General features: G+C 46.9%; 16 protein-coding genes. 3 read left to right on the top strand and 13 right to left on the bottom strand.

From position 1 onward, the window contains the following. Window positions 1-124: 124 nt before the first annotated feature. The 7 genes from pgmB to UQ64_RS01500 form a co-directional block, all read right to left on the bottom strand. Window positions 125-817: a beta-phosphoglucomutase gene (pgmB, locus tag UQ64_RS01530; RefSeq protein ID WP_156417418.1), complete on the bottom strand. Its 693-nt coding sequence runs from the start codon at window positions 815-817 to the stop codon at window positions 125-127. Then, a complete protein-coding gene (locus UQ64_RS01525; RefSeq protein WP_060621786.1) occupies window positions 801-3,161 on the bottom strand; it encodes a glycoside hydrolase family 65 protein in 2,361 nt (786 codons plus the stop codon). Before UQ64_RS01525 ends, pgmB begins: the two co-directional genes overlap by 17 nt. Before the next feature lie 31 nt (window positions 3,162-3,192). Beyond that, complete coding sequence (locus UQ64_RS01520; protein WP_060621785.1) at window positions 3,193-4,008, bottom strand: carbohydrate ABC transporter permease; 816 nt, start codon at window positions 4,006-4,008, stop codon at window positions 3,193-3,195. Further along, entirely contained in the window at window positions 4,009-4,959 is a 951-nt protein-coding gene (locus UQ64_RS01515) for a carbohydrate ABC transporter permease (protein WP_060621784.1), read from the bottom strand. A gap of 233 nt (window positions 4,960-5,192) precedes the next feature. Then, window positions 5,193-5,648 (bottom strand): cupin domain-containing protein, encoded by a 456-nt coding sequence (locus UQ64_RS01510; protein WP_060621783.1) that lies wholly within the window; start codon window positions 5,646-5,648, stop codon window positions 5,193-5,195. A 102-nt stretch (window positions 5,649-5,750) separates the two neighbouring features. Next, a complete protein-coding gene (locus tag UQ64_RS01505) occupies window positions 5,751-6,686 on the bottom strand; it encodes an SPFH domain-containing protein (protein WP_060621782.1) in 936 nt (311 codons plus the stop codon). Then, window positions 6,686-7,114 carry an NfeD family protein gene (locus UQ64_RS01500; protein WP_060621781.1) on the bottom strand — a complete coding sequence of 143 codons (429 nt, stop codon included), beginning with the start codon at window positions 7,112-7,114 and terminating at the stop codon, window positions 6,686-6,688. The genes UQ64_RS01505 and UQ64_RS01500 overlap by 1 nt, the downstream gene beginning before the upstream one ends. A 597-nt stretch (window positions 7,115-7,711) precedes the next feature. Here UQ64_RS01500 and UQ64_RS01495 point away from each other — a divergent pair. Further along, window positions 7,712-9,367, top strand: a complete 1,656-nt coding sequence (locus UQ64_RS01495; protein WP_060621780.1) for a glycosyl hydrolase family 18 protein — start codon at window positions 7,712-7,714, stop codon at window positions 9,365-9,367. Window positions 9,368-9,444: 77 nt separating this feature from the next. Next, on the top strand, window positions 9,445-11,601 hold the full coding sequence (locus UQ64_RS01490; RefSeq protein WP_060621779.1) for a glycosyl hydrolase family 18 protein: 2,157 nt from the start codon (window positions 9,445-9,447) through the stop codon (window positions 11,599-11,601). Window positions 11,602-11,719: 118 nt separating this feature from the next. Here the strand turns inward: UQ64_RS01490 and UQ64_RS01485 are convergent, their stop codons facing one another. From UQ64_RS01485 to UQ64_RS01475, 3 genes are all read right to left on the bottom strand, one after another. Further along, window positions 11,720-12,361: an XTP/dITP diphosphatase gene (locus UQ64_RS01485; RefSeq protein ID WP_060621778.1), complete on the bottom strand. Its 642-nt coding sequence runs from the start codon at window positions 12,359-12,361 to the stop codon at window positions 11,720-11,722. 1 nt (window position 12,362) lies between these two features. Further along, window positions 12,363-13,121, bottom strand: coding sequence for a ribonuclease PH (gene rph, locus UQ64_RS01480; protein ID WP_042130710.1), 759 nt, complete (start codon window positions 13,119-13,121; stop codon window positions 12,363-12,365). 150 nt (window positions 13,122-13,271) lie between these two features. After that, window positions 13,272-14,393: a GerMN domain-containing protein gene (locus UQ64_RS01475; RefSeq protein WP_209445692.1), complete on the bottom strand. Its 1,122-nt coding sequence runs from the start codon at window positions 14,391-14,393 to the stop codon at window positions 13,272-13,274. 272 nt (window positions 14,394-14,665) lie between these two features. Between UQ64_RS01475 and UQ64_RS01470 the strand changes: the two genes are divergently transcribed. Further along, complete coding sequence (locus tag UQ64_RS01470) at window positions 14,666-15,274, top strand: phosphatidylglycerophosphatase A family protein (protein ID WP_060621776.1); 609 nt, start codon at window positions 14,666-14,668, stop codon at window positions 15,272-15,274. 807 nt (window positions 15,275-16,081) lie between these two features. Here the strand turns inward: UQ64_RS01470 and UQ64_RS01465 are convergent. From UQ64_RS01465 to UQ64_RS01455, 3 genes are all read right to left on the bottom strand, one after another. Beyond that, window positions 16,082-17,122 (bottom strand): MBL fold metallo-hydrolase, encoded by a 1,041-nt coding sequence (locus UQ64_RS01465; RefSeq protein WP_060621775.1) that lies wholly within the window; start codon window positions 17,120-17,122, stop codon window positions 16,082-16,084. A 39-nt stretch (window positions 17,123-17,161) separates the two neighbouring features. After that, on the bottom strand, window positions 17,162-17,896 hold the full coding sequence (locus UQ64_RS01460) for a class I SAM-dependent methyltransferase (RefSeq protein WP_060621774.1): 735 nt from the start codon (window positions 17,894-17,896) through the stop codon (window positions 17,162-17,164). Between the two features lie 150 nt (window positions 17,897-18,046). Further along, window positions 18,047-19,744 (bottom strand): glycoside hydrolase family 13 protein, encoded by a 1,698-nt coding sequence (locus UQ64_RS01455; RefSeq protein WP_060621773.1) that lies wholly within the window; start codon window positions 19,742-19,744, stop codon window positions 18,047-18,049. Window positions 19,745-19,765 lie beyond the last annotated feature (21 nt).

The raw sequence follows: 19,765 nt of genomic DNA, 5'->3' as shown, positions 1-19,765 counted from the left end.
TGTTGTATTTTGACGAATTAATCTTATGCTATATCCTCTTTTTCTTCAATAGCAAACTATGTAAGCTTAACGGATCATACAAATTCGTTAAGCTTACATAGTATTTTGAGGTTTAACTTTTAAATTAGCGACCGGTCATATAATGCTGAATCTCGGACAAAGATAGCTTCGATGTTTCCGAGACAATATAGTCCGCTTTCGACAGAATCTCAGCATCACCAACCCCAACGGCAAACATTCCTGCACTTTTTATCGCCTGAACTCCAGCCTCAGCATCTTCTACTCCAACACAATAACGGGGGTCAACCCCTAGCGCCTCCGCCGCCTTCAGAAAAATATCCGGTGCAGGTTTTCCATGAGCCACGCTTTCCGGATCGGCGATCACATTAATATAAGACTCTACCTTCAACTGCCGCAGCAGTGTTCCGGCATTGCGGCTGGCCGAAGCCAGCCCGATCGGTATTCCAGCCTGCTTGAGATCATGGAACAATTCCAGGATGCCTGGCAATATTTCAGATTCATCCACAGTCCGAATCAATCGTTTATAATTGTTGTTCTTCCGATCTGCCCATTCCTGTTTTTGTTCCAAAGTGAAGGATGAACCGCCGTCCGATAGTTGACTCAGTATTTTTTCCAGAGAAGCCATGCGGTCGATACCCTTGAGCTGCTCATTAAATTCTAGGTCAAAGTGAATACCCAGTTCCTCCGCCAACTGCTTCCAGGCTTCATAATGATATTTCGCCGTATCGGTTATCACTCCGTCCAGATCAAAAATAAAGGCTTGAATCTCCTGTTGTTCTTTATTCACTTCGCTCAGCCTCCTTCAAGTCTGTAACGATACGATCCTTCAACACGTATTCCCGGCCATGAATGAGCAAGGTAAGCTCACCCAATCCTGAAGTTAGGCGCTCCACCTCCAGCTTGCCACGGGTAACCGTCACCTGCAGACGCTCACCCTGCCAGGCAAGCGGGAAAGACAAGCGCTCCCAGGCCTGTGGAAGTTTCGGATTCAGGCGAAGAGAGCCCTCCCAGGAACGAACCCCGCCAAAACCCATGATCGCTGCCTTCCAAATGCCGCCAATCGAAGCTGAATGAATACCTTCATCGCAGCTATGCATGTTTGTACCCAAATCAATGCGGGCTGCCTTGGCAAACATATCGTAAGCCAATTCCAGTTCATTGACATCGCTAGCCAGCATACTGTGCGTGGATAAGCTGAGCGAAGAGTCATGCAACGTTTTCGGCTCATAATAATGCCAATTCGCTGCTTTAGTCTCTTTAGAGAACCAGTCCTCCAGTAAGTAAAACAAAACGAGAATATCCGCCTGCTTCGAAACCTGTATTTCACTGAGCTGGGTCATGCTGTAGTCAGCAAGAATGGAAGCCACCTGATCCTGATCACGGTACTTCTCCAGATCAATAATTTGCTTGTTCAAATAAGTATCGTCCTGCGGAATGATGAACGAATGCATATCCGGCTGCGGCAGATAGATCTGCTTGGATTTATCCTCCCATTCCTTCAATCGCTCGGTTAGAGCCAACTTACTTTCCAAAGTCAAATAAACATCGCTTTGCGCTTGCATAAGCTTGCGGGTGCATTCGATTGCTTTTGTCATATTCCAGTAGGCCATATAGTTGGTAAATGCATTGTTAGAGACATGTTCCTTATATTCGTCCGGACCAATCACATCACAGATATGATACTTCTGTTCCTTATCGCTCCACTCCAGCCGGCTTGCCCAGAAGGTCGCTGTTTCGAATATAATCTCATATCCGTACCGGTCCATATATTCCTGATCACCGGTAGCCTGATAATAATGCCACACGCCATATGCCACGTCCGCTGTAATATGCTGTTCGATTTTGCCTGTCCAAATAAAGGTTGGCTTTCCGGTAACGATATCTACAGGGCCCCACTCAGGAGTCTCTTCCTCGCCGGTTGCTGCGGATTCCCAAGGGTACATCGCGCCGCGATAACCATTGTCACGCGCTTTTGTTCTCGCACCGTTCAAGGTGTGATAACGATATTCCACCAGCTTACGGGCTGTTTGCGGGTCCATATACAAAAAGTATGGCAGAATGAAAATTTCTGTGTCCCAGAATACATGTCCCTTGTATCCCTCTCCTGTCAGTCCCTTGGCTCCTACAGAGAAACGACTGTCATGAGCAGGTGTCATCAGAAGCAGATGATACTGTGAAAAACGGATGGCCAACTGATCAAAGACATCGTTGCTCTTGATCTCAATGTTGGCTTTGGCCCATACGTTTATCCAGGCCTGCTCGTTTTCATTAACAAGTACATCAAAGCCTTTTTCTGCCTTCTTGCTGAGATATTCCCGGGCGGTATCCTGCAAAGCTTGATGCGCGGCCCCCCGATCTCTCCACTCCTTATCATGACTCGTATGCACCGAAGCCACCTTATCCAGCGTAATGCACTTGCCGACTTCCGCTTTAAGCTTGTAAGTCAGTGAAACTCTTCTGCGATCCATGCTCGGAGCTGGCGCAGTTGTAAGACGTACACCCCCCTCATACATCTGATGGACACAGGTATGTACAAATTCAATATTCGACTCCGATGTCGTTGCGGTAAGCTGGAGCAGCTCTTTATCAAACACCCGCCGCTCACCTTCTATAAAATGCTGTGCGCCCGAATTTGTCATCTGCCCGTTGATACCGGAAGAAATAGAAATTTCCGCGGATTTCGTCAGCGGGGTAATTTCCACCCGCATACCCATTAGATGCCGGTCCTGTAGCGATACGAACCGCAGGAAAGTCATCTTAAACTGATCGCCGTGCTCGTCCTCCCAGAGGATGTCACGCCGGAGCTCTCCTTGCCGTAAATCCAGCTCCCGACGGTAGCTGTGAATTTTCCCTTTTTCTAAATGAAATGGTTTACCGTTCAGACGGATTTCGAGCTGCACCATATCTGCGGCATTCGGAAGCTCAGTAACCTCCTGATTGGCAAAGCGGTTAAACGCTCCTGCAACAAACAAGTTGCGGCGTTCACCCGGATAGGACTCCTCTGTAGCAGCTCTTAGCCCAAGATATCCGTTACCCTGACAAAAAATCGTTTCAAACTTCCCTAAAAATCTAGCGTCAAACTCTGTTTCCGCAATCACCCATCCGTCATCGAGCGCATTCAATCCTGTATATTCAATCACTTTACATCCTCCTGTCTGAACGTATTCTGTATTAACCTTTCAGTCCTGTAGTCGCAATTCCTTGCACCATATGGCGCTGGAACATCAAAAAGACGATAATGATTGGCAGGGTCAAGAGTACAACACCAGTCATCGTGAGGTTTGGCCATTCAAAATAACGATTCTTAAGTGTGTTCAGACCAACAGTCATTACATACCAACGACTGTCATTCACCAAGGTCACCGGCCAAACGAAAGAGTTCCATGTACCGGTAAAACTGAATATAATCTGTGTCCCGATCGCACCTTTGGATAGCGGAAGCATAATCCGGTAGAAAATACCGATCTTGCTTAATCCGTCAACCTCCGCTGCCTCTTCAAGCTCCTTCGGCACGGTCAAGAAGAATTGACGCATCAGAAAGACAAGGAAGCCCTGGAACAGAAATGGAATAATGAGACCTTGATAGCTGTTAAGCCATTTCATATCAACGATCATGGAGAAAATCGGAATAATCATTACTTGGTAAGGCACCATCATCATCCCGATCACTAGGAAAAACACTACGCCTCTGCCCCGAAAATTAATACGAGCCAAGGAGTAGGCAGCCGTCGTATTAACAAACAAGTTACCAATCAAAATACCGAACGTTACGATGATCGAGTTCTTATACCAGATCAATATATCGGAGGTTTCGAAGATATCCCTGTAGTTCTCAAATGTCCACTGGCTTGGCAGTACAAGATGCCCGATGTCAGCTTTGGACAAAAGCGAAGTATAGATGGCATAACCAAACGGTACGACGAAGAATATGGAGAATGCGAACAGTAGTACATAGCGTAAAATATGAGTTTTCCGGTTAAGCATCATCTAAATCTCCTCCTTAAGAAAGCGTTTTTGAAGCATAGACAGCGCAATAATAAGGGCGAAAATAATAAATGCTGCAGCACTACCGTAACCGGAACGGTTGAAGCTGAATGCCTGGCTGTAGAAATAAGTTACTATTGTACTCGTTGCACCGGCCGGACTTCCGAGCGAGCCGTTTCTCGCCAAGGCATAAGGCTGGTCAAACAGTTGCATGACGTTAATAATCCCGGACATTATGACAAGGAAGGTCACTGGTTTCAACATAGGAACCGTAAGCTTCCAGAACTGCTGCCATCCATTTGCTCCGTCCACACGACCCGCTTCATAAATATCGTTTGGAATGGTTTGCAATCCACCCAAGTACACTACCATGTAGAATCCCACATACGTCCAAACGGTAAGGATCATCAAGAATGGAAGTGCATACTTGACGTTGGCGTACCATGAAACGTCGGGAAAACCAAACCAGGTCAGCAATTGTGTTGCAATTCCGTCATTCTGCATGAACAAATACATAAATACAGTCGTCACCGCAATGGTTGAGGTAATATATGGCATGTAATACAGTGTGCGGAACACACCCTTAAGGTGCATCACCTTGTTCAGGTTCACTGCAATCACCAAGGCGATAATCGCCTGCAGCGGTACCGCTACTACGGTCAGCAATAAGGAATGGCTCAAAGCCGTCCAGAAGTCCTTATCCTGGACAATTTCCACATAGTTTCCCAATCCGATAAATTTTGCCGCATCCGGATTTAGGAAGCTGATGTCCTGGAAGCTGTAAATTAATGATTGAACCAGTGGGTAATAAAACCAGATTCCCATCAAGATTAAGATGGGGGCGACAAACAAGTAGCCTACGAAATTTGATGAACTTCCCAATTCGGACAATCTTGACCCGAATCCGCGTTTTGACTTGTGTAGAGAGAGATTAGTTTCTAAATTTGGCTTCATGGTGTTACTCCTTCCACTTACGAACCCCTTGTTCGTATGTTTTTAGTAACTCCATCATATGAATTGCCCGGTTCTACTGGAATAGAGGATATTTACAAGACTCCGAGGATTTTTACATTGTGCATTTATGGTAGAAGAGGACTTAATATTTGGGGTGAAACAAAAAGTAGCGAGCCTCCCAAGATAGGAGACTCGCTACTTTATTTTTTTACCTTTTTGAAAGAAGAACCGCTTTATTTCTCAATTAGTTTAAAATCATCAAAATGGAATTCAGGAGAAACGATACAGGATACCAGCACTGGTTCTGATCCTAACGGACGAGCCGCCTGCCATACTCCCGCTGGTACAACTACCTGCGGCTGCTGACCCGCAGTAATATCGAGACCTAAGATAACTTCCTTCACATTCTCAGGCTTATCTCCGTTACCTCCGAGACTAAGCACTATTGGACTACCGGAATGCCAGAACCAAACTTCATCGGACAAAACAGTATGCCAATCAGATTGTTCACCCTCGTGAAGTAGAAAATAAATTGAAGATGCCGAATGGCGCGGTCCGGAATAGCTATCCCCAAGCACTTCCTGCGGAATTTCAAATTCGGAGTTCCAAACTCTTTTGTACCAACCGCCCTCAACGTGGGGTTGTAGTCCGAGCAGTTCAACTAGCGGTGAGATTTCTTTTTGTGTCACGGTAGCTTCTCTCCTTCAAAGTTTGCATAAGCAACAATAGCTTCGTATGCATAAGGTTGTTTTTGCTATTTACTTTAACGGAAGAAGCGCGAATTGTAAAATCTATTTACTATCCTTACTCGCTTTGAATACTTCAGCAATCGCGCCAAGACTTCCCAGCGTTTCAACAGCACTTGTTGGCAGGAATACTTTATTCGCGGGACCTTTGGCGATTTCAGCCAGAGCCTCGAAGGAGCGATAAGCGAGCACCTGCTCATCCAGACCTGCTGAGCGAATCAGCTCAATGCGTGATTTTTCCGCTTCAGCCACCGCTTGAATCGCTTTCGCTTCACCATGAGCTTCCAGCTCCTGTGCTTGGCGTGAACCCTCTGCTTGGCGGATACGTGCTTCCTTGTCGCCTTCTGCTTTCAGAATCTTGCTCTGCTTATCCCCTTCAGCACGAAGGATCATATCCTGCTTGGCAGCTTCCGCTTCCAAAACAATCGCACGTTTGCTCCGCTCCGCTTTCATCTGCTTATCCATTGCTTCTTGAATATCGAGCGGCGGCTTGATATCGATGACTTCCACACGCTCGATCCTTACGCCCCACTTCTCTGTAGCCTCATCAAGCGCCAACCGAATATCAGTCGAAATCTTTTCCCGCCCAGAAAGTGTTTCATCCAATTCCAGCTTACCGATAATTTGCCGCATCGTTGCCGTCGAAATGTTTCTTACCCCATATACATAATCAGAAATGCCGTACGTAGCTTCCTCTGGTCCAACGACCTGATAGAAAATAATCGTATCGATCTGCACCTGCACGTTATCCTTCGTGATTACCGTTTGCGGAGGCACATTCGCTTGTTGAATTCGTAGGTCATGGTACGTACGCACCTGATCAATCACAGGAATCAGAATGTTCAGACCCGGTGTAAGTAGACGGTTGAATTTACCCAGACGTTCTACAACGCCTACCCGTTGTTGCGGTACGATTTTGATCGTTAATGCCACAAAAACTACAACAACCACTAGAATAATTGAAATAATTGCCCATTCCATTAGTTCATGTCCCCCCATCGTTCTACCTCAATAATTGTCGTGCCTCTCTTCACTACTCTGACCACTTCGTCCTTGCCCAGAGATTGGTCAGAGCTCGCGCTCCACGTATCTCCGCCTACCTTTACTTGCCCGTAGCGCCCCTGCTCAATCGGCTCAATGACGATTCCTTGCCTGCCGACGATTTCTGTGCCTGTATCCTTGAACCCACGTGAACTGCGAAATTTAGAAACCAGTGGTTTCGAGAATATAGTCAGACCAAGTGCGACCAGTGATCCAAGGATCACCTGAAACAAAATGGCTTCAGGTACAATCAACGACACCAAACCTGCGGCCAACGCACCAATACTGAGCCATAGCAGATAAAAAGTGAGCGTCATCATCTCTACAACAAACAGGACACCGGCTGCGATCAACCAAAACACAACCATCGGTGAACCCACCACCTTCCTTATGATACTACTATAACGAAAAGAAACAGCGATGCGTTGCGTAGTTCCGTAAAAATATTGCAGGCATGTATATCATTTATATTCATTACATCTGAGGTTATGTGTTCTGCATGAGTTTCCTGAAAAAGAGGTCAGGCACCATTTCTATTAAAGTTTTCTTCATCAGCATCCAGTAATTAGAAAAATGTCCCCCTACATTACCGAATTTTATCCCTAGCATAATCGCTCTCTATGCTTGAAAATAAGAAATGCCTACACCCATAAATAAGAAATTCATCCTAATTATTGAACTCAAACCCGCTTTTCTACTCACCCTACACCCCTTCAACAATGTACATCTACAAGTTTATCAAAAAGGAATCCTTAAAACAGCAATTTAGAAAGCGCTTACTTATTGTGTGGGCTTTATGTAGACCGCTTTTTTTTGCTGCAAAATCTATGAATCGGGTGTCAGTAGAATGAGAGATTTACAAGGGTGAAGGTACAGGTGAATTTCAAACTATGGGAGGTGAAGGTTGGGGTTTCTTGCCGAAAAGAATTTCGAACTACACATTGAACCTTGGAGGTAGAAAATCAATGATATTTATGAAAAAAAGTTCACGCAAAACCTTTGCGATCGCGATGATCGCTGCGCTTGTTCTTACACTTTTTTCAGCCCTGGGTAGTAGTGCCAAAACGGCCAACGCTGCACAGGATTATAAACTGGTTGGTTATTACGCTTCTTGGGCCGCTTATGGTCGGGCTTACAATGTAACAGATATCGATCCTACCAAAATGAATGTCATTAACTACGCCTTCGCAGATATTTGTTGGAATGGCATTCACGGCAACCCCGACCCTACTGGCCCGAATCCAGTAACCTGGAGCTGTCAAAATGAGCAAGCACAAACCATTAACGTTCCGAACGGTACGATTGTGCTGGGTGACCCGTGGATTGACACCGGAAAGAGCTTCGGGGATGACAAATGGGATGACCCCATCAAAGGTAACCTGAAGCAACTGTGGAAGCTGAAAGAAAAGAACCCCAACCTAAAAACGATGATCTCCGTTGGAGGCTGGACCTGGTCGAACCGTTTCTCGGATGTGGCGGCCACTGCTGTGACCCGTGAAGTTTTTGCCGACTCTGCGGTAGACTTCATTCGTAAATATAAAATGGACGGAGTCGATCTCGACTGGGAGTACCCAGTTAGCGGAGGGCTCGCAGGCAACAGCTACCGTCCCCAAGACAAGGAGAACTACGTCCTTCTTCTGCAAAAAATCCGTGAGAAGCTAAATGCTGCGGGTCAGACCGACGGCAAAACCTACCTGCTAACCATTGCTTCCGGGGCAGGCCCGACATACGTCAATAACAATAATCTTGCAGGTATTGCTTCCATTGTCGATTGGATCAATATTATGACCTATGACTTCAACGGAAGCTGGAATAAGACTACAGGTCACAATGCTCCTTTGTACTATGATCCAGCCGCTTCTGCATCAGGCCTGACCGAACCGCAAAACTTCAACATCGACAAAGCGGTAACCAGCTATTTAGCTAATGGCGTACCTGCGAACAAGTTAGTGCTTGGCATGGGATTCTACGGCCGTGGTTGGGGAGGCGCTCCTGTAGCAGGAAATGGCCAATATCAATTGTCTGCTGGCATTTCGCCCACGGGTACATGGGAGAAGGGCAGTTATGATTTCTACGACCTCGAAGCTAATTATATTAACAAAAACGGCTATACCCGTTATTGGAATGACATTTCTAAAGTGCCTTATCTCTATAATCCAACGAACCAAACTTACATCAGCTATGACGATGTAGAATCCTTTGACCATAAGATCAGTTATCTCAAATCAAAAGGCCTAGCGGGAGCCATGTTCTGGGAGACAAGTGGTGACCGGAACAAAACACTAACCAATAAACTAAACACCGACCTTGGCGGAGGAGTGGTACAGCCGACACCGACACCAACTGCAACTCCAACGGCAACTCCAACACCATCGCCGACGGCAACAGTAACTCCAACGGCGACTCCGACTCCTACGGTAACTCCAACACCGACGGCAACTCCAACACCAACCGCAACAGTAGCACCAACTCCTGGGGGTTCTAGCTGGGTTACAGGAATCGCGTACAAAACTGGCGATATCGTTAGCTATAATGCCAAAACGTATACTTGCCTCCAGCCCCATACTTCACTTCAAGGCTGGGAACCGGCGACCACACCCGCACTTTGGAAGCTGAATTAAGACTTCCGATTTGCACGTAAGGATCACCGTTCCTATTTACACCCGCAGTCATATTATCCCTTTTGGAGGAATGTTAAATGAATATAAGTACACGTAATAGGCGAAGTAAATCGGCACGCTACATTGCGGCCTTAATGAGCGCCATCATTCTGCTTCCGCTTTACACAAGTACAGGTGGATCGTCGCAAGTAGCCTTAGCAGCAGGAACAACGCCAACTGCTCCCGCTCCGGCTGCAGATCATCCGCGTAAAATTGTTGCTTACTTCCCGGAGTGGGGAGATCAGGAGAATAAAGGATTTTATACTGTCGATAAAATACCGTGGGGCAAAATCACTCACATTAACTATGCGTTCGCCAAGGTAAACCCTCAAACGAACATGATTGATCTGATGGACCGTACAGCCGCTATCGAAAAAGACTACCCTGACCAATTAACTAATTTGCCGTATAAAGGACATTTTAATCAACTCGTAAAGTATAAACAGTTATACCCCGATGTCCGCACCCTGATTTCGGTTGGCGGCTGGTCGGGTTCTGGTGGTTTTTATAACATGGCCAATTCAGAAGCTGGCCGCGAGACGTTTGCGAATAGCGTTGTAGATTTTCTACGTACCTACCAGTTCAACGGGGTGGACATTGATTGGGAGTACCCATCTGGTACTGGCCAATCAGGTAACCCGAATGACTTCGGTGTGGCGGAGCCGCTGCGCACGGTGAACTACAATAACTATGTTCTCCTCATGAAAAAGCTTCGCGAAAAGCTAGATCAGGCAGGCGCTCAGGACAATCAAAAATATGATTTAACCATCGCTGCAACCGCCTCTTCCTGGATTCTGGGCGGGATGAAGCTAGGGGAAGCTAACCAGTATTTGGACTGGGCGAACCTTATGACCTATGATTTCCACGGCGCGTGGAATGGATACGTAGGGCCGCATTCCGCCCTGTACCCGGATTCTCGTGATACTGAAACAGCTGCGCTGGGCACTCCGGTTCTGAATACCGACTGGGCCGTTCGATATTATTTGGGTACGCTTCCTCCGGAAAAAATCGTCATCGGAGTTCCTTATTACTCACGTGGCTGGAAGAATGTAAATGGAGGCATCAATAACACCGGTCTTTATGGTACAGCTCCTACAATCGGAGGTGGAGCCGACGGCGTATACGGAATCTGGAATGATCCTGCACCAGAGCAGCCGGCTGGCGCAAATCCAATCTGGCATGTGCTGAATCTGCTCAAAGACCCAGCGAACAAACGTTACTTCGATCCTGTTACCAAAACCCCATACTTGTACAACGCAGACAAGAAGGTTTTTCTTACGTATGAAGATAAGGAATCGCTCGGCTACAAACTGGATTACATTAAGCAAAAGGGATTGGGAGGGATGATGTTCTGGGAGTTGACAGGCGATTACTCTGAAAAGAGTGATGGGACCTATACGTATGGCAACTCGTTGACCGATTTTGCCTATGACCAGCTTAAGTCTGCCTCTCTTCCAGGTGGACTTCCAAAGCCACAACTACCTGCGCCCACGAACTTCATTCTTAGCTTCAGTGGGGCGTACGATCATCCAAATTACACTTACTCCCTGAAAATAACAAATAACACTGGCGCGGATATTTCCGGTGGCTGGAAGCTAGAGTTCGATCTTCCGACTACAACAACCCTGACCTCTGCATGGGGCGCTGGTACAGTAGAGCAAGTCTCCACGGATTGGGACTTTAACCGCTACCGTATTACCGGTACGGCATCCCAAACGATTGCAAACGGAGCCACACTGGAAATTCCGGGCATGATGAAACTGAATTTCTCGGGGGGTCCGCAGCGAATTACGCTGAACGGAAGCTCGTCCCAGCAAGAATACGACAAACTGTATGGAGGCATCACGCCAACTCCTACACCTACAGCAACGGCAACACCTACTCCAACAGCAACAGCAACAGCGACAGCGACAGCAACACCAACACCTGTGTCTACCGTAACACCAACGCCGACACCGATGCCTACTGTAACTCCAACGCCGACCGTTGCACCAACGCCAACAGCAACCACGATACCTACTCCAACGCCAACCGCAACGCCAAATCCGGGAATATCTGCCTGGGCAGCGGGAGTCGCGTACAAAGCGGGTGATACGGTTAGCTACAATGGTATAACATACACATGTCTACAGCCCCACACTTCACTCCTGGGCTGGGAACCGACAGCAGCCCCCGCACTATGGAAGCTGAACTAATTCAATAAAATTATAAGCTTAGCCTTACAAACCAAAAAAGCTTGCAAATCAAGGTACACACCTTGGATTTGCAAGCTTTTTTATTTCATCTCTCAAGTGACAGCATGGAGCATTTGGATTAGAAATTCAAGTCATCTGCAGCTGCTAGCTTCTCCGTCAGCAATCGCAACGCAGTTCCCCGGTGGCTAATCCGCTGCTTCTCTTCGAGCGTTAGCTCGGCCATTGTCTTTTCAAATTCTGCCAAGTAAAACAACGGATCGTAGCCGAAGCCTCCACCACCAGCAGGTTCGGATGTGATCCATCCTTCTACTGTACCTTCGGCGGTTAATTCCCGTCCCGAACTTGGATCGTATAAGGACAATGTACAGACAAACCGAGCTGTACTTAGCAAAGGCTGTCCGGTGTCCTCACCCTGTTTTAGCTTCTCCAGCTCGCTAAGCAGCTTCAGGTTGTTCTCGTCATCTCCCGCGTTTTCCCCTGCATAACGCGCAGAGTACACACCCGGTCCGCCATCCAAAGCGTCTACACAAAGACCCGAATCATCGGCAAGTACCGGGATTCCTAGAGCGTCGCCTACGGCTTTGGATTTTTTAAAGGCGTTCTCGGCAAAAGTGGCTCCGTCTTCTACCACATCGGGCAGATCCGGATAATCGTACATACTTTTTACTGTCAGCCCCAGCGGGGCAAAAGCATGCTCGAATTCGCGTACTTTCCCCTTATTCTTCGTCGCAACAATAAGAATACCGCCGTCAGACCTCATGCTACACCTCTTGGCCTGGCTGGCCGGAAGGGATTTTGAGAGCAATTGCTCCCAGCGCTTCTTTCTGCGCAGCAATCAGTTCATAGATTCCCTTCTCACCTAGACCAAGCAAAAGATCCAGCTCTTGACGTGTGAACGGTCTTTCTTCGCCAGTCCCTTGTAGTTCAACAAAGGCACCGCCACCAGTCATAACTACATTCATATCCACTTTTGCTTTGGAATCTTCTTCATAATTCAAATCCAGCAGCGTTTTATCCCCTACAACACCGACACTGATTGCCCCCAAAAAATCAGTTATAGGAAACACAGGCAGCTTATGCTGAAGTGCAATTTTGTTAATAGCAAAAGCCATAGCAACAAAAGCACCTGTAATCGAAGCGGTCCGCGTACCACCATCCGCCTGAATCACATCACAGTCCAGCGTAATACTACGCTCGCCTAAAGCCTGTAAATTCACTACGGAACGAAGCGCTCTTCCGATCAGCCGTTGGATCTCCATGGTGCGTCCAGTAAGCTTACCGCGTGCAGCTTCACGCTGATTACGGGATTGGGTTGCCCGAGGAAGCATCGAATATTCAGCGGTCACCCAGCCTTTTCCTTGCCCTTTAAGAAACGGTGGCACTTTTTCCTCCACAGTAGCCGTACAAATGACTTTGGTATCTCCCATTTCAATGATCACGGAGCCCTCAGCATATTTATTCGTTTGGGTCGTTATTGTCAGCGGCCGTAATTGGTCGTCGTTTCGCCCGTTTGATCTCATCTTTTCTGCCTCCTACATCGTATAGCTAAAAGTTTAGCGTGAGTCCCATTTACCCATAGCACAATGCTTGGGACATAACGTCTTTTTGAGCAACTTTTATTCTACCAAAGAGGAGGCACAAAAGCATCTTTTTAACCCTAGGGGGTCATTCTATAACGGGAGCTCGTTCAAATATTCTGGTGCGGAAACGGGTTTGCTGTAATCTACATTATCCGTATCTGTAATTGACTCCTTGCCATTCAAGCGAATTTGCACTAGGGCATCGTCCGAATTTTGCGCAACAGTCAGCACAACCGATTCCAGCATTTCGGCCGGCACACCCTTACCGTCTGCGAACATATCATCAGTCAAGGATACGGTAACTACACCGTTCTGCCCAGCATCAACAGATTCTAGTATCGTTCCCTGCGTCATGACCATTTCCAGCCCATTTCCGGATTCAGGTCCTGCAATCAATTCGTTTAAAGCCGCAGTCAGCTGTTCTTGTCCGGCGGGTACAAAGCGGGTTACAGGTACATAATATTGGATACCGTCAGGAGATGTTGTGGAAAAATAAACAGTAACCGCGCTGGAGTTCATCAGCAGTGGACCTTGCTTCGGCAAGTTAATGCCCATTGTGCGGGACAACGGACGATCCAGCGGAGTGCTTTGAAGAGGCATCTCTGTGAGCTTTTTACCATCTACCCAGAGCTGTACGCTTTTAATGTTATCTTGACCGGTCAGCGTCCAAGTGATAGCTTCGAGGATTTTGCGTTCCTCTAAAGGATCATAGTTATTGAATTCTGAATTAAATTCGACAACCGCTAAATTCGACTTGTCTACCGTAACACTTTTCACTTCCGTTCCAGCTGGCAGAATGCCTTGAAATCCTGCAGGAACTGATGAGGCATATTCTCCCTTGCTCACTAATGCCATTAACGAGTTTTTGAGTGCGGTGGAATCTTTACTCTTTGACAGGCTTAGAGATACCGGAGCGAGTAATCCATTACCATCTTCCAAAAATACAGTTGTCCGGTCTCCGGAAGCATTGCCCTGTGAAGTTTTGGTGCTGCCTTTAACCGCTGTCTGTGTATCATCTTGTGTCACCGGACCAAATACACCTGAATCCAAAGTAGTATCCCCACTAGTCTGTAACATTTGCGCTTCAACCTCTGGTGGCGGAGCATCAATCGATGCCGATTCTGAACCAAACAGGCCACAGCCGGACAGTGCCAGTGGAACTGCGAGCAGGCAGACTGCGGAGATCCCGCGGATTTGTTGCATAGGTTTCATCATTTATTACCCCTTTCAAGGTTAGATATCATTTGTACTGCTATGTATACGAGACCTTTGTCCAAAAAATAACAACAGCTTATCCTAAATTGTTGGAAAAGCCTGTGGGCTACTTTTTCATGTCTAGTAGGATCTGGATTTCAGTTCACTGAAACTCCCCTCGCTGGACAATTACGTCCGGTAAACGTACAATCTGAGATAACAACAGTCCTTAACATCCTACTAACGTTTGCTGTAATGAAATGACTTACTAAACAACGAGGTGACTGAACATGGCTGATGAAAAAATCGAAAAAATACCTTACAGTCTGAACAGCAAGGCGGTCGCAGATGCGACCAAATACTGGCTGAACAAGCGTGGAGTAACCCTGGAGGAAATCGCAGAGCTCGTTATATTTCTGCAACAGAAATACTATCCAAATTTAACGATGGATGAATGTATCCATAATGTAGAGATGGTACTCAGCAAGCGGGAAGTACAAAATGCAGTACTAACAGGCATTCAGTTAGATGTAATGGCAGAAGAGGGTAAGTTGTTCTCCCCACTTCAGGATATGATCGAAAATGATGAGGGATTGTACGGCGTAGATGAGATTCTTGCCTTCTCTATCGTGAACGTATACGGCAGTATCGGCTTTACCAACTATGGCTATGTGGACAAGCTGAAGCCAGGCGTTCTTCAAAGGTTAAATGACAAAACCACTGGGCAGATCCACACCTACCTCGACGACATCGTCGGAGCCGTGGCTGCTGCAGCCAGTAGCCGAATCGCACACCGTAAACAAGCGGAACGTGAAATTGAGCTTGATCTGCCTCATACACCAGAGGATCGCGAAGAGGCCGCTAGAAAACTTGCGGAATATGATGAAACTCCGGAGTGAGGAGTTCTAGATGCACCAAATGAAACTCCAGAGTAGGGACTTTTAGATACACCAGATGAAACTCTGAGGAAAAAGCGATTGTTTCGTATCCCCCTGCGGGCTGCTGAAGCAATCGCTTTTTTGAGGGTTTCGTTGGGTTCGTTGGGTTCGCTGGGTTCGTTGGGTTCGTTGGGTTCGTTGGGTTCGTTGGGTTCGCTGGGTTCGTTGGGTTCGTTGGGTTCGTTGGGCTATAGGGAAATCCTCCCTATAAAATAACGATTTCGGCTTAAATCTAATGATTATACGGAATTCTTCCCTATAATCTCTATGAAAATCTCAATCTATAGCCAAATCAGTAGAATTATAAGGAGAAATTCCCTATAAACAGCTCTAGAATCATTAAATCCAAAATTATAGGGTGAAATTCCCTATAATTACTGCCATCATTTAGTTACTCTACATTAGAAGCGTTTCACTCACGTTGTCGGAATAGGAGGCGCTATACTCATAAATCACCCTTGATTTGAACACTTTTGGACTCCAGAAACTCTATTCGCTCAAAAATGACCTGAAACACTACTCTGCACTAGTAATAACGCCTTTACGGTCCGCTACTAACCTCAAAAGTTCTAAAATCAACCGAATAGCATCATCTGATTCCGAATACTTACGCTAATGAATGATTATGGAAGCGATCGAAGGATGGCATGAGGGACTGAGAGACTAAGTTACTCAAACACAAAAAAGAGCAGTCCCAACGAAACAGGACTGCTCATTAACAAGTTATACTTTCCAGTACACTTCGATCTTGCAAGACTCTCTGATACTCTAACTGATATGCTCTCTGACTCTTTCAGCTGAGGCGAATAAAAAACCGCCGTCTGCCTCCAGCATTACTGCCCGCTCCCGGCGCACCAACTCCGCCAAATGTGCCAGGGTCTCACTCATCGCAAAGCGCATCTGATGAACGCTGGTTACTCGGCTGCGAAACAGAACTTCGCACACCGCGAATCCGCTTAGCGGACCGCTGGTGAGCAGGGCCGCCGCTGTATCCAGCCGCTCCTCATGATGAGCGAGCAGGCTGTTTACCCGGTGCGTGAAGCCAGCAAAGGGCTCACGGTGCCCCGGGAACGCCATACTGACCGGGTAGCTGCCCAGTTCCCGCAGCCCTTGAAGGAATGTCTCCAGCGGCTGCGGATCGCTCCCTGGCAGCAGGCTGACATTGGGCGAGATCTGCGGGAGCACAGCATCCCCGCAGATCATAAGCCCGCTGTCAGCATGATACAGGCTCACATGCCCCGGTGCATGCCCACCGGTAACAATGAGCTGCCATTCGCGCCCGCCCATCCTGAAGGGCTCCGCAAGATTCAAATAAGACACGACAGGCTGCGGCTCCACTTGGGAATTAAAGCTTTCCAAGTGGGCTTTAATCCCGTTCGACCACTCATCTGTCATCCCATGCCGAGAGAAATAAACCGGTAAAAAGTCATTAATGTCTTTGCCATTGCCATTTCCCGCATCATCACCAAAACCATCGCCCCACATCAGTCTAGCCTCTGCATGTGCACGCTCCGTCATCCACACCTTACAGCCACTCTGCGACTGCAGCCAGCCTGCTAATCCGTAATGATCGGGATGATGATGCGTAACGACGATATCCCGTACATCCATCCACGACAAGTTCAACTCCTGCAGGATCCCGAGCCAGCAATTCTCTGTATCCGGGCTACGCGGACCCGGATCGATAATAGTCACTCTGCCCTTTTCATCCGTAAGGATATAGCTGTTCACTTGACGAAGAGGCGAGTCCATGGGTACCGAGACCTGGAGAATGTTCTTGTCCCATGAAGTAATCTCTGCCTTAGACATGGAGCGTTCACCACCTCTGAATCTTTTTCCGGAAACCATTTAGGGACGTATTCCACTAAAGATCATCCGTGTGGACCTTTCTGCATCATAAACCTCATCTTCATAGCTGCCATGTACAGCTTCGAGCTGCAAGCCCGCTTCCTCAATCATCTCCCTGAACTCCTCCAATGAATATAGCTTCACACGCTCATGATATTGACGAGGCGTAGGATCATTCTTAGTGGTTAGAATGATGTCCTTCTTCACATAACCATCCTCGATCCGGCGTGACTCATCAATCAAATTCTCAGCATCCTCACGTGCAGAATGCGGCACCAGATGACGAATCACATACGCAGGATTCAAAAAATCAATAACGAACTTGCCACCCGGCTTCAGCAGACGATAAATTTCACGCAAAACCTTTACTTGCTCCTCATCTTTTTCAAAATAACCAAAAGAAGTGAACAGATTAACTACGGCATCGAATCCTCCATCTAATGGTAATTCACGCATGTCGGAACGGATCCACGTTACCTTCTCTGCCCCGATTTGAGATTGTGCTTCACGCAACAACACCTCCGACAAATCTACTCCGGTAACCTCGTATCCTTCCTCCGCAAGTGCCAGAGAATGACGACCCATCCCACAACATAAATCCAGCACTTTCGAACCTGGAGGCAGTCCCAGCCAGGCGATCATCTGATCCACTTCTTTACGTGCGCCACCGAAATCCCGGTGTTTATATACGATCAGATAATCCTCTCCGAAGCTCTTTTCATACCATTCAGTCATGTTGTCTCTCCCTCCAATAGGCGTCTTCCTGCGACTCCAATCTATGTATGCTAATGTAACGCCATTGTACAGTCTTTTGCTGACAAACTCAAAGAAGAGTCATCATCGTGACCTCTCGGCTCTTAATGACAACTCTTATTGTAACTTCTTTTACACAAGCTGCTGCAAATAGACCCTTGCCTCATAAGGACGAAGCTTGAAAGAACGAATATCCTTATCTTTTGACTGCGGATAATTACTGATTATTAGCTCCAGCTGATCTGGATCTGCATCGAACCCCGCTGACCATTCGAATTCAGGCTCTCCATCAAAAAAATTCAAAATAACCAACAATCGTTGATCCTCTAAAGTTCGGGTATACGCATAAATCTCAGTATGCTCTGCAAGCTGTAGCTCATACGATCCGTACACGATCACCTTGTATTTTTTTCTTAACGCAATCAGCTGTTTATAGTAGTTATAAATGGAATCCGGATCTTTAACCGCATTGCCAGCGTTAATCTCCATATGGTTGGAATTCACTTCAATCCAGGGCGTTCCTGTTGTAAAACCACCTGCATGTCCATCGTCCCACTGCATAGGGGTACGGGCATTGTCCCGGCTTTTGTGGTGAATCGCAGACATAATGTCAGCTTCAGGAACACCGTTTCTTCGCTTCTCTTCATAATAATTAAGTGTCTCCACATCCCGGTATTCATCAATGGAATCGAAACAGACATTCGTCATCCCGATTTCTTCTCCTTGATAAATGTAAGGTGTGCCTTCCAGCATATGAATGAATGTCGCCAGCATTTTGGCCGAAGGAATCCGGTAAAAGAGATCGTTCCCAAACCGGGACACCGAGCGCGGCTGATCATGGTTGCAAAGATAGTTCGCATTCCAGCCTCTGTCATGTAGAACCGTCTGCCAGTTACTCATGATCTTTTTCAACTCTAGAAGATTCCATGGAACCACATCCCATTTTCCGCTACCCGGCGAAGCGGCATCTAGAAACATATGCTCAAACTGAAAGGTCATATTCAGCTCCCGACGTCCATCACCTACATAATCCAGCGCCTGCTCAGGTCCAAGTCCTGAGGTCTCTCCTACCGTCATAATATCGTAGAAATATAGCACCTTATCGTATAGATTCTGTAGCAGGGTATGCACATCCTCCAGATTGGAGAACATACCATAGGCCCTTACAGTAGGTGTTCTGTTCGGGTTATCTGCATCTGGATACCCCTTCGTCTTCACGATATGTGCAATCGCATCAAAACGAAATCCATCCACGCCCTTCTTCAGCCACCACTCCACCATCTCATGCAGTTTATCAATGACCACCGGATTCTCCCAGTTTAGATCGGGCTGGTATTTGGAGTAGAGATGAAGATAATATTCATCCGTCCGCGGATCAAGCTCCCACACCGAGCCACTGAAATAAGACTCCCAGTTGTTCGGGGGACCGCCATTTTTACCTTTTCGCCAAATATAGAAGTCCCGTTTCGGATTATCCTTCGACGATCTGGATTCAACAAACCATGGGTGCTCATGTGACGTATGGTTCAGAACCAAATCCATCATCAGCTTCATTCCACGTGCGTGCAGTTCCCTGAGCAACTCGTCAAAATCATCCATCGTACCGAATTCCTTCATAATGTCACAATAATCACTGATATCATACCCGTTATCATGGTTAGGTGATTTATAAATAGGACAGACCCAGATCACATCTACACCTAGATCCTGTAAATATTCCAGTCTGGATATAATGCCACGTAAGTCTCCGATTCCATCTCCGTTACTGTCCATGAAGCTAATCGGATAAATCTGATACACGACGCTTTCTTTCCACCATTTGGGGTTCATCTCTCGGTTACCTCCTATTTA

It is taken from the genome of Paenibacillus etheri (assembly GCF_001012825.1).
Classification (GTDB): Bacteria; Bacillota; Bacilli; order Paenibacillales; family Paenibacillaceae; genus Paenibacillus_AQ; species Paenibacillus_AQ etheri.
Note: the sequence above shows the minus strand (reverse complement) of the source record. Positions and strands in the feature narration are given on the sequence as shown.

Coding starts and splice junctions, on each gene's coding strand:
- UQ64_RS01505 (WP_060621782.1), bottom strand. CDS start 6,686: ATGGAATGGGCAATTATTTCAATTATTCTAGTGGTTGTTGTAGTTTTT.
- UQ64_RS01500 (WP_060621781.1), bottom strand. CDS start 7,114: ATGGTTGTGTTTTGGTTGATCGCAGCCGGTGTCCTGTTTGTTGTAGAG.
- UQ64_RS01490 (WP_060621779.1), top strand. CDS start 9,445: ATGAATATAAGTACACGTAATAGGCGAAGTAAATCGGCACGCTACATT.
- UQ64_RS01475 (WP_209445692.1), bottom strand. CDS start 14,393: ATGAAACCTATGCAACAAATCCGCGGGATCTCCGCAGTCTGCCTGCTC.
- UQ64_RS01520 (WP_060621785.1), bottom strand. CDS start 4,008: ATGATGCTTAACCGGAAAACTCATATTTTACGCTATGTACTACTGTTC.
- UQ64_RS01460 (WP_060621774.1), bottom strand. CDS start 17,896: ATGACTGAATGGTATGAAAAGAGCTTCGGAGAGGATTATCTGATCGTA.
- UQ64_RS01465 (WP_060621775.1), bottom strand. CDS start 17,122: ATGTCTAAGGCAGAGATTACTTCATGGGACAAGAACATTCTCCAGGTC.
- UQ64_RS01515 (WP_060621784.1), bottom strand. CDS start 4,959: ATGAAGCCAAATTTAGAAACTAATCTCTCTCTACACAAGTCAAAACGC.
- rph (WP_042130710.1), bottom strand. CDS start 13,121: ATGAGATCAAACGGGCGAAACGACGACCAATTACGGCCGCTGACAATA.
- UQ64_RS01470 (WP_060621776.1), top strand. CDS start 14,666: ATGGCTGATGAAAAAATCGAAAAAATACCTTACAGTCTGAACAGCAAG.
- UQ64_RS01495 (WP_060621780.1), top strand. CDS start 7,712: ATGATATTTATGAAAAAAAGTTCACGCAAAACCTTTGCGATCGCGATG.
- UQ64_RS01485 (WP_060621778.1), bottom strand. CDS start 12,361: ATGAGGTCTGACGGCGGTATTCTTATTGTTGCGACGAAGAATAAGGGG.
- UQ64_RS01455 (WP_060621773.1), bottom strand. CDS start 19,744: ATGAACCCCAAATGGTGGAAAGAAAGCGTCGTGTATCAGATTTATCCG.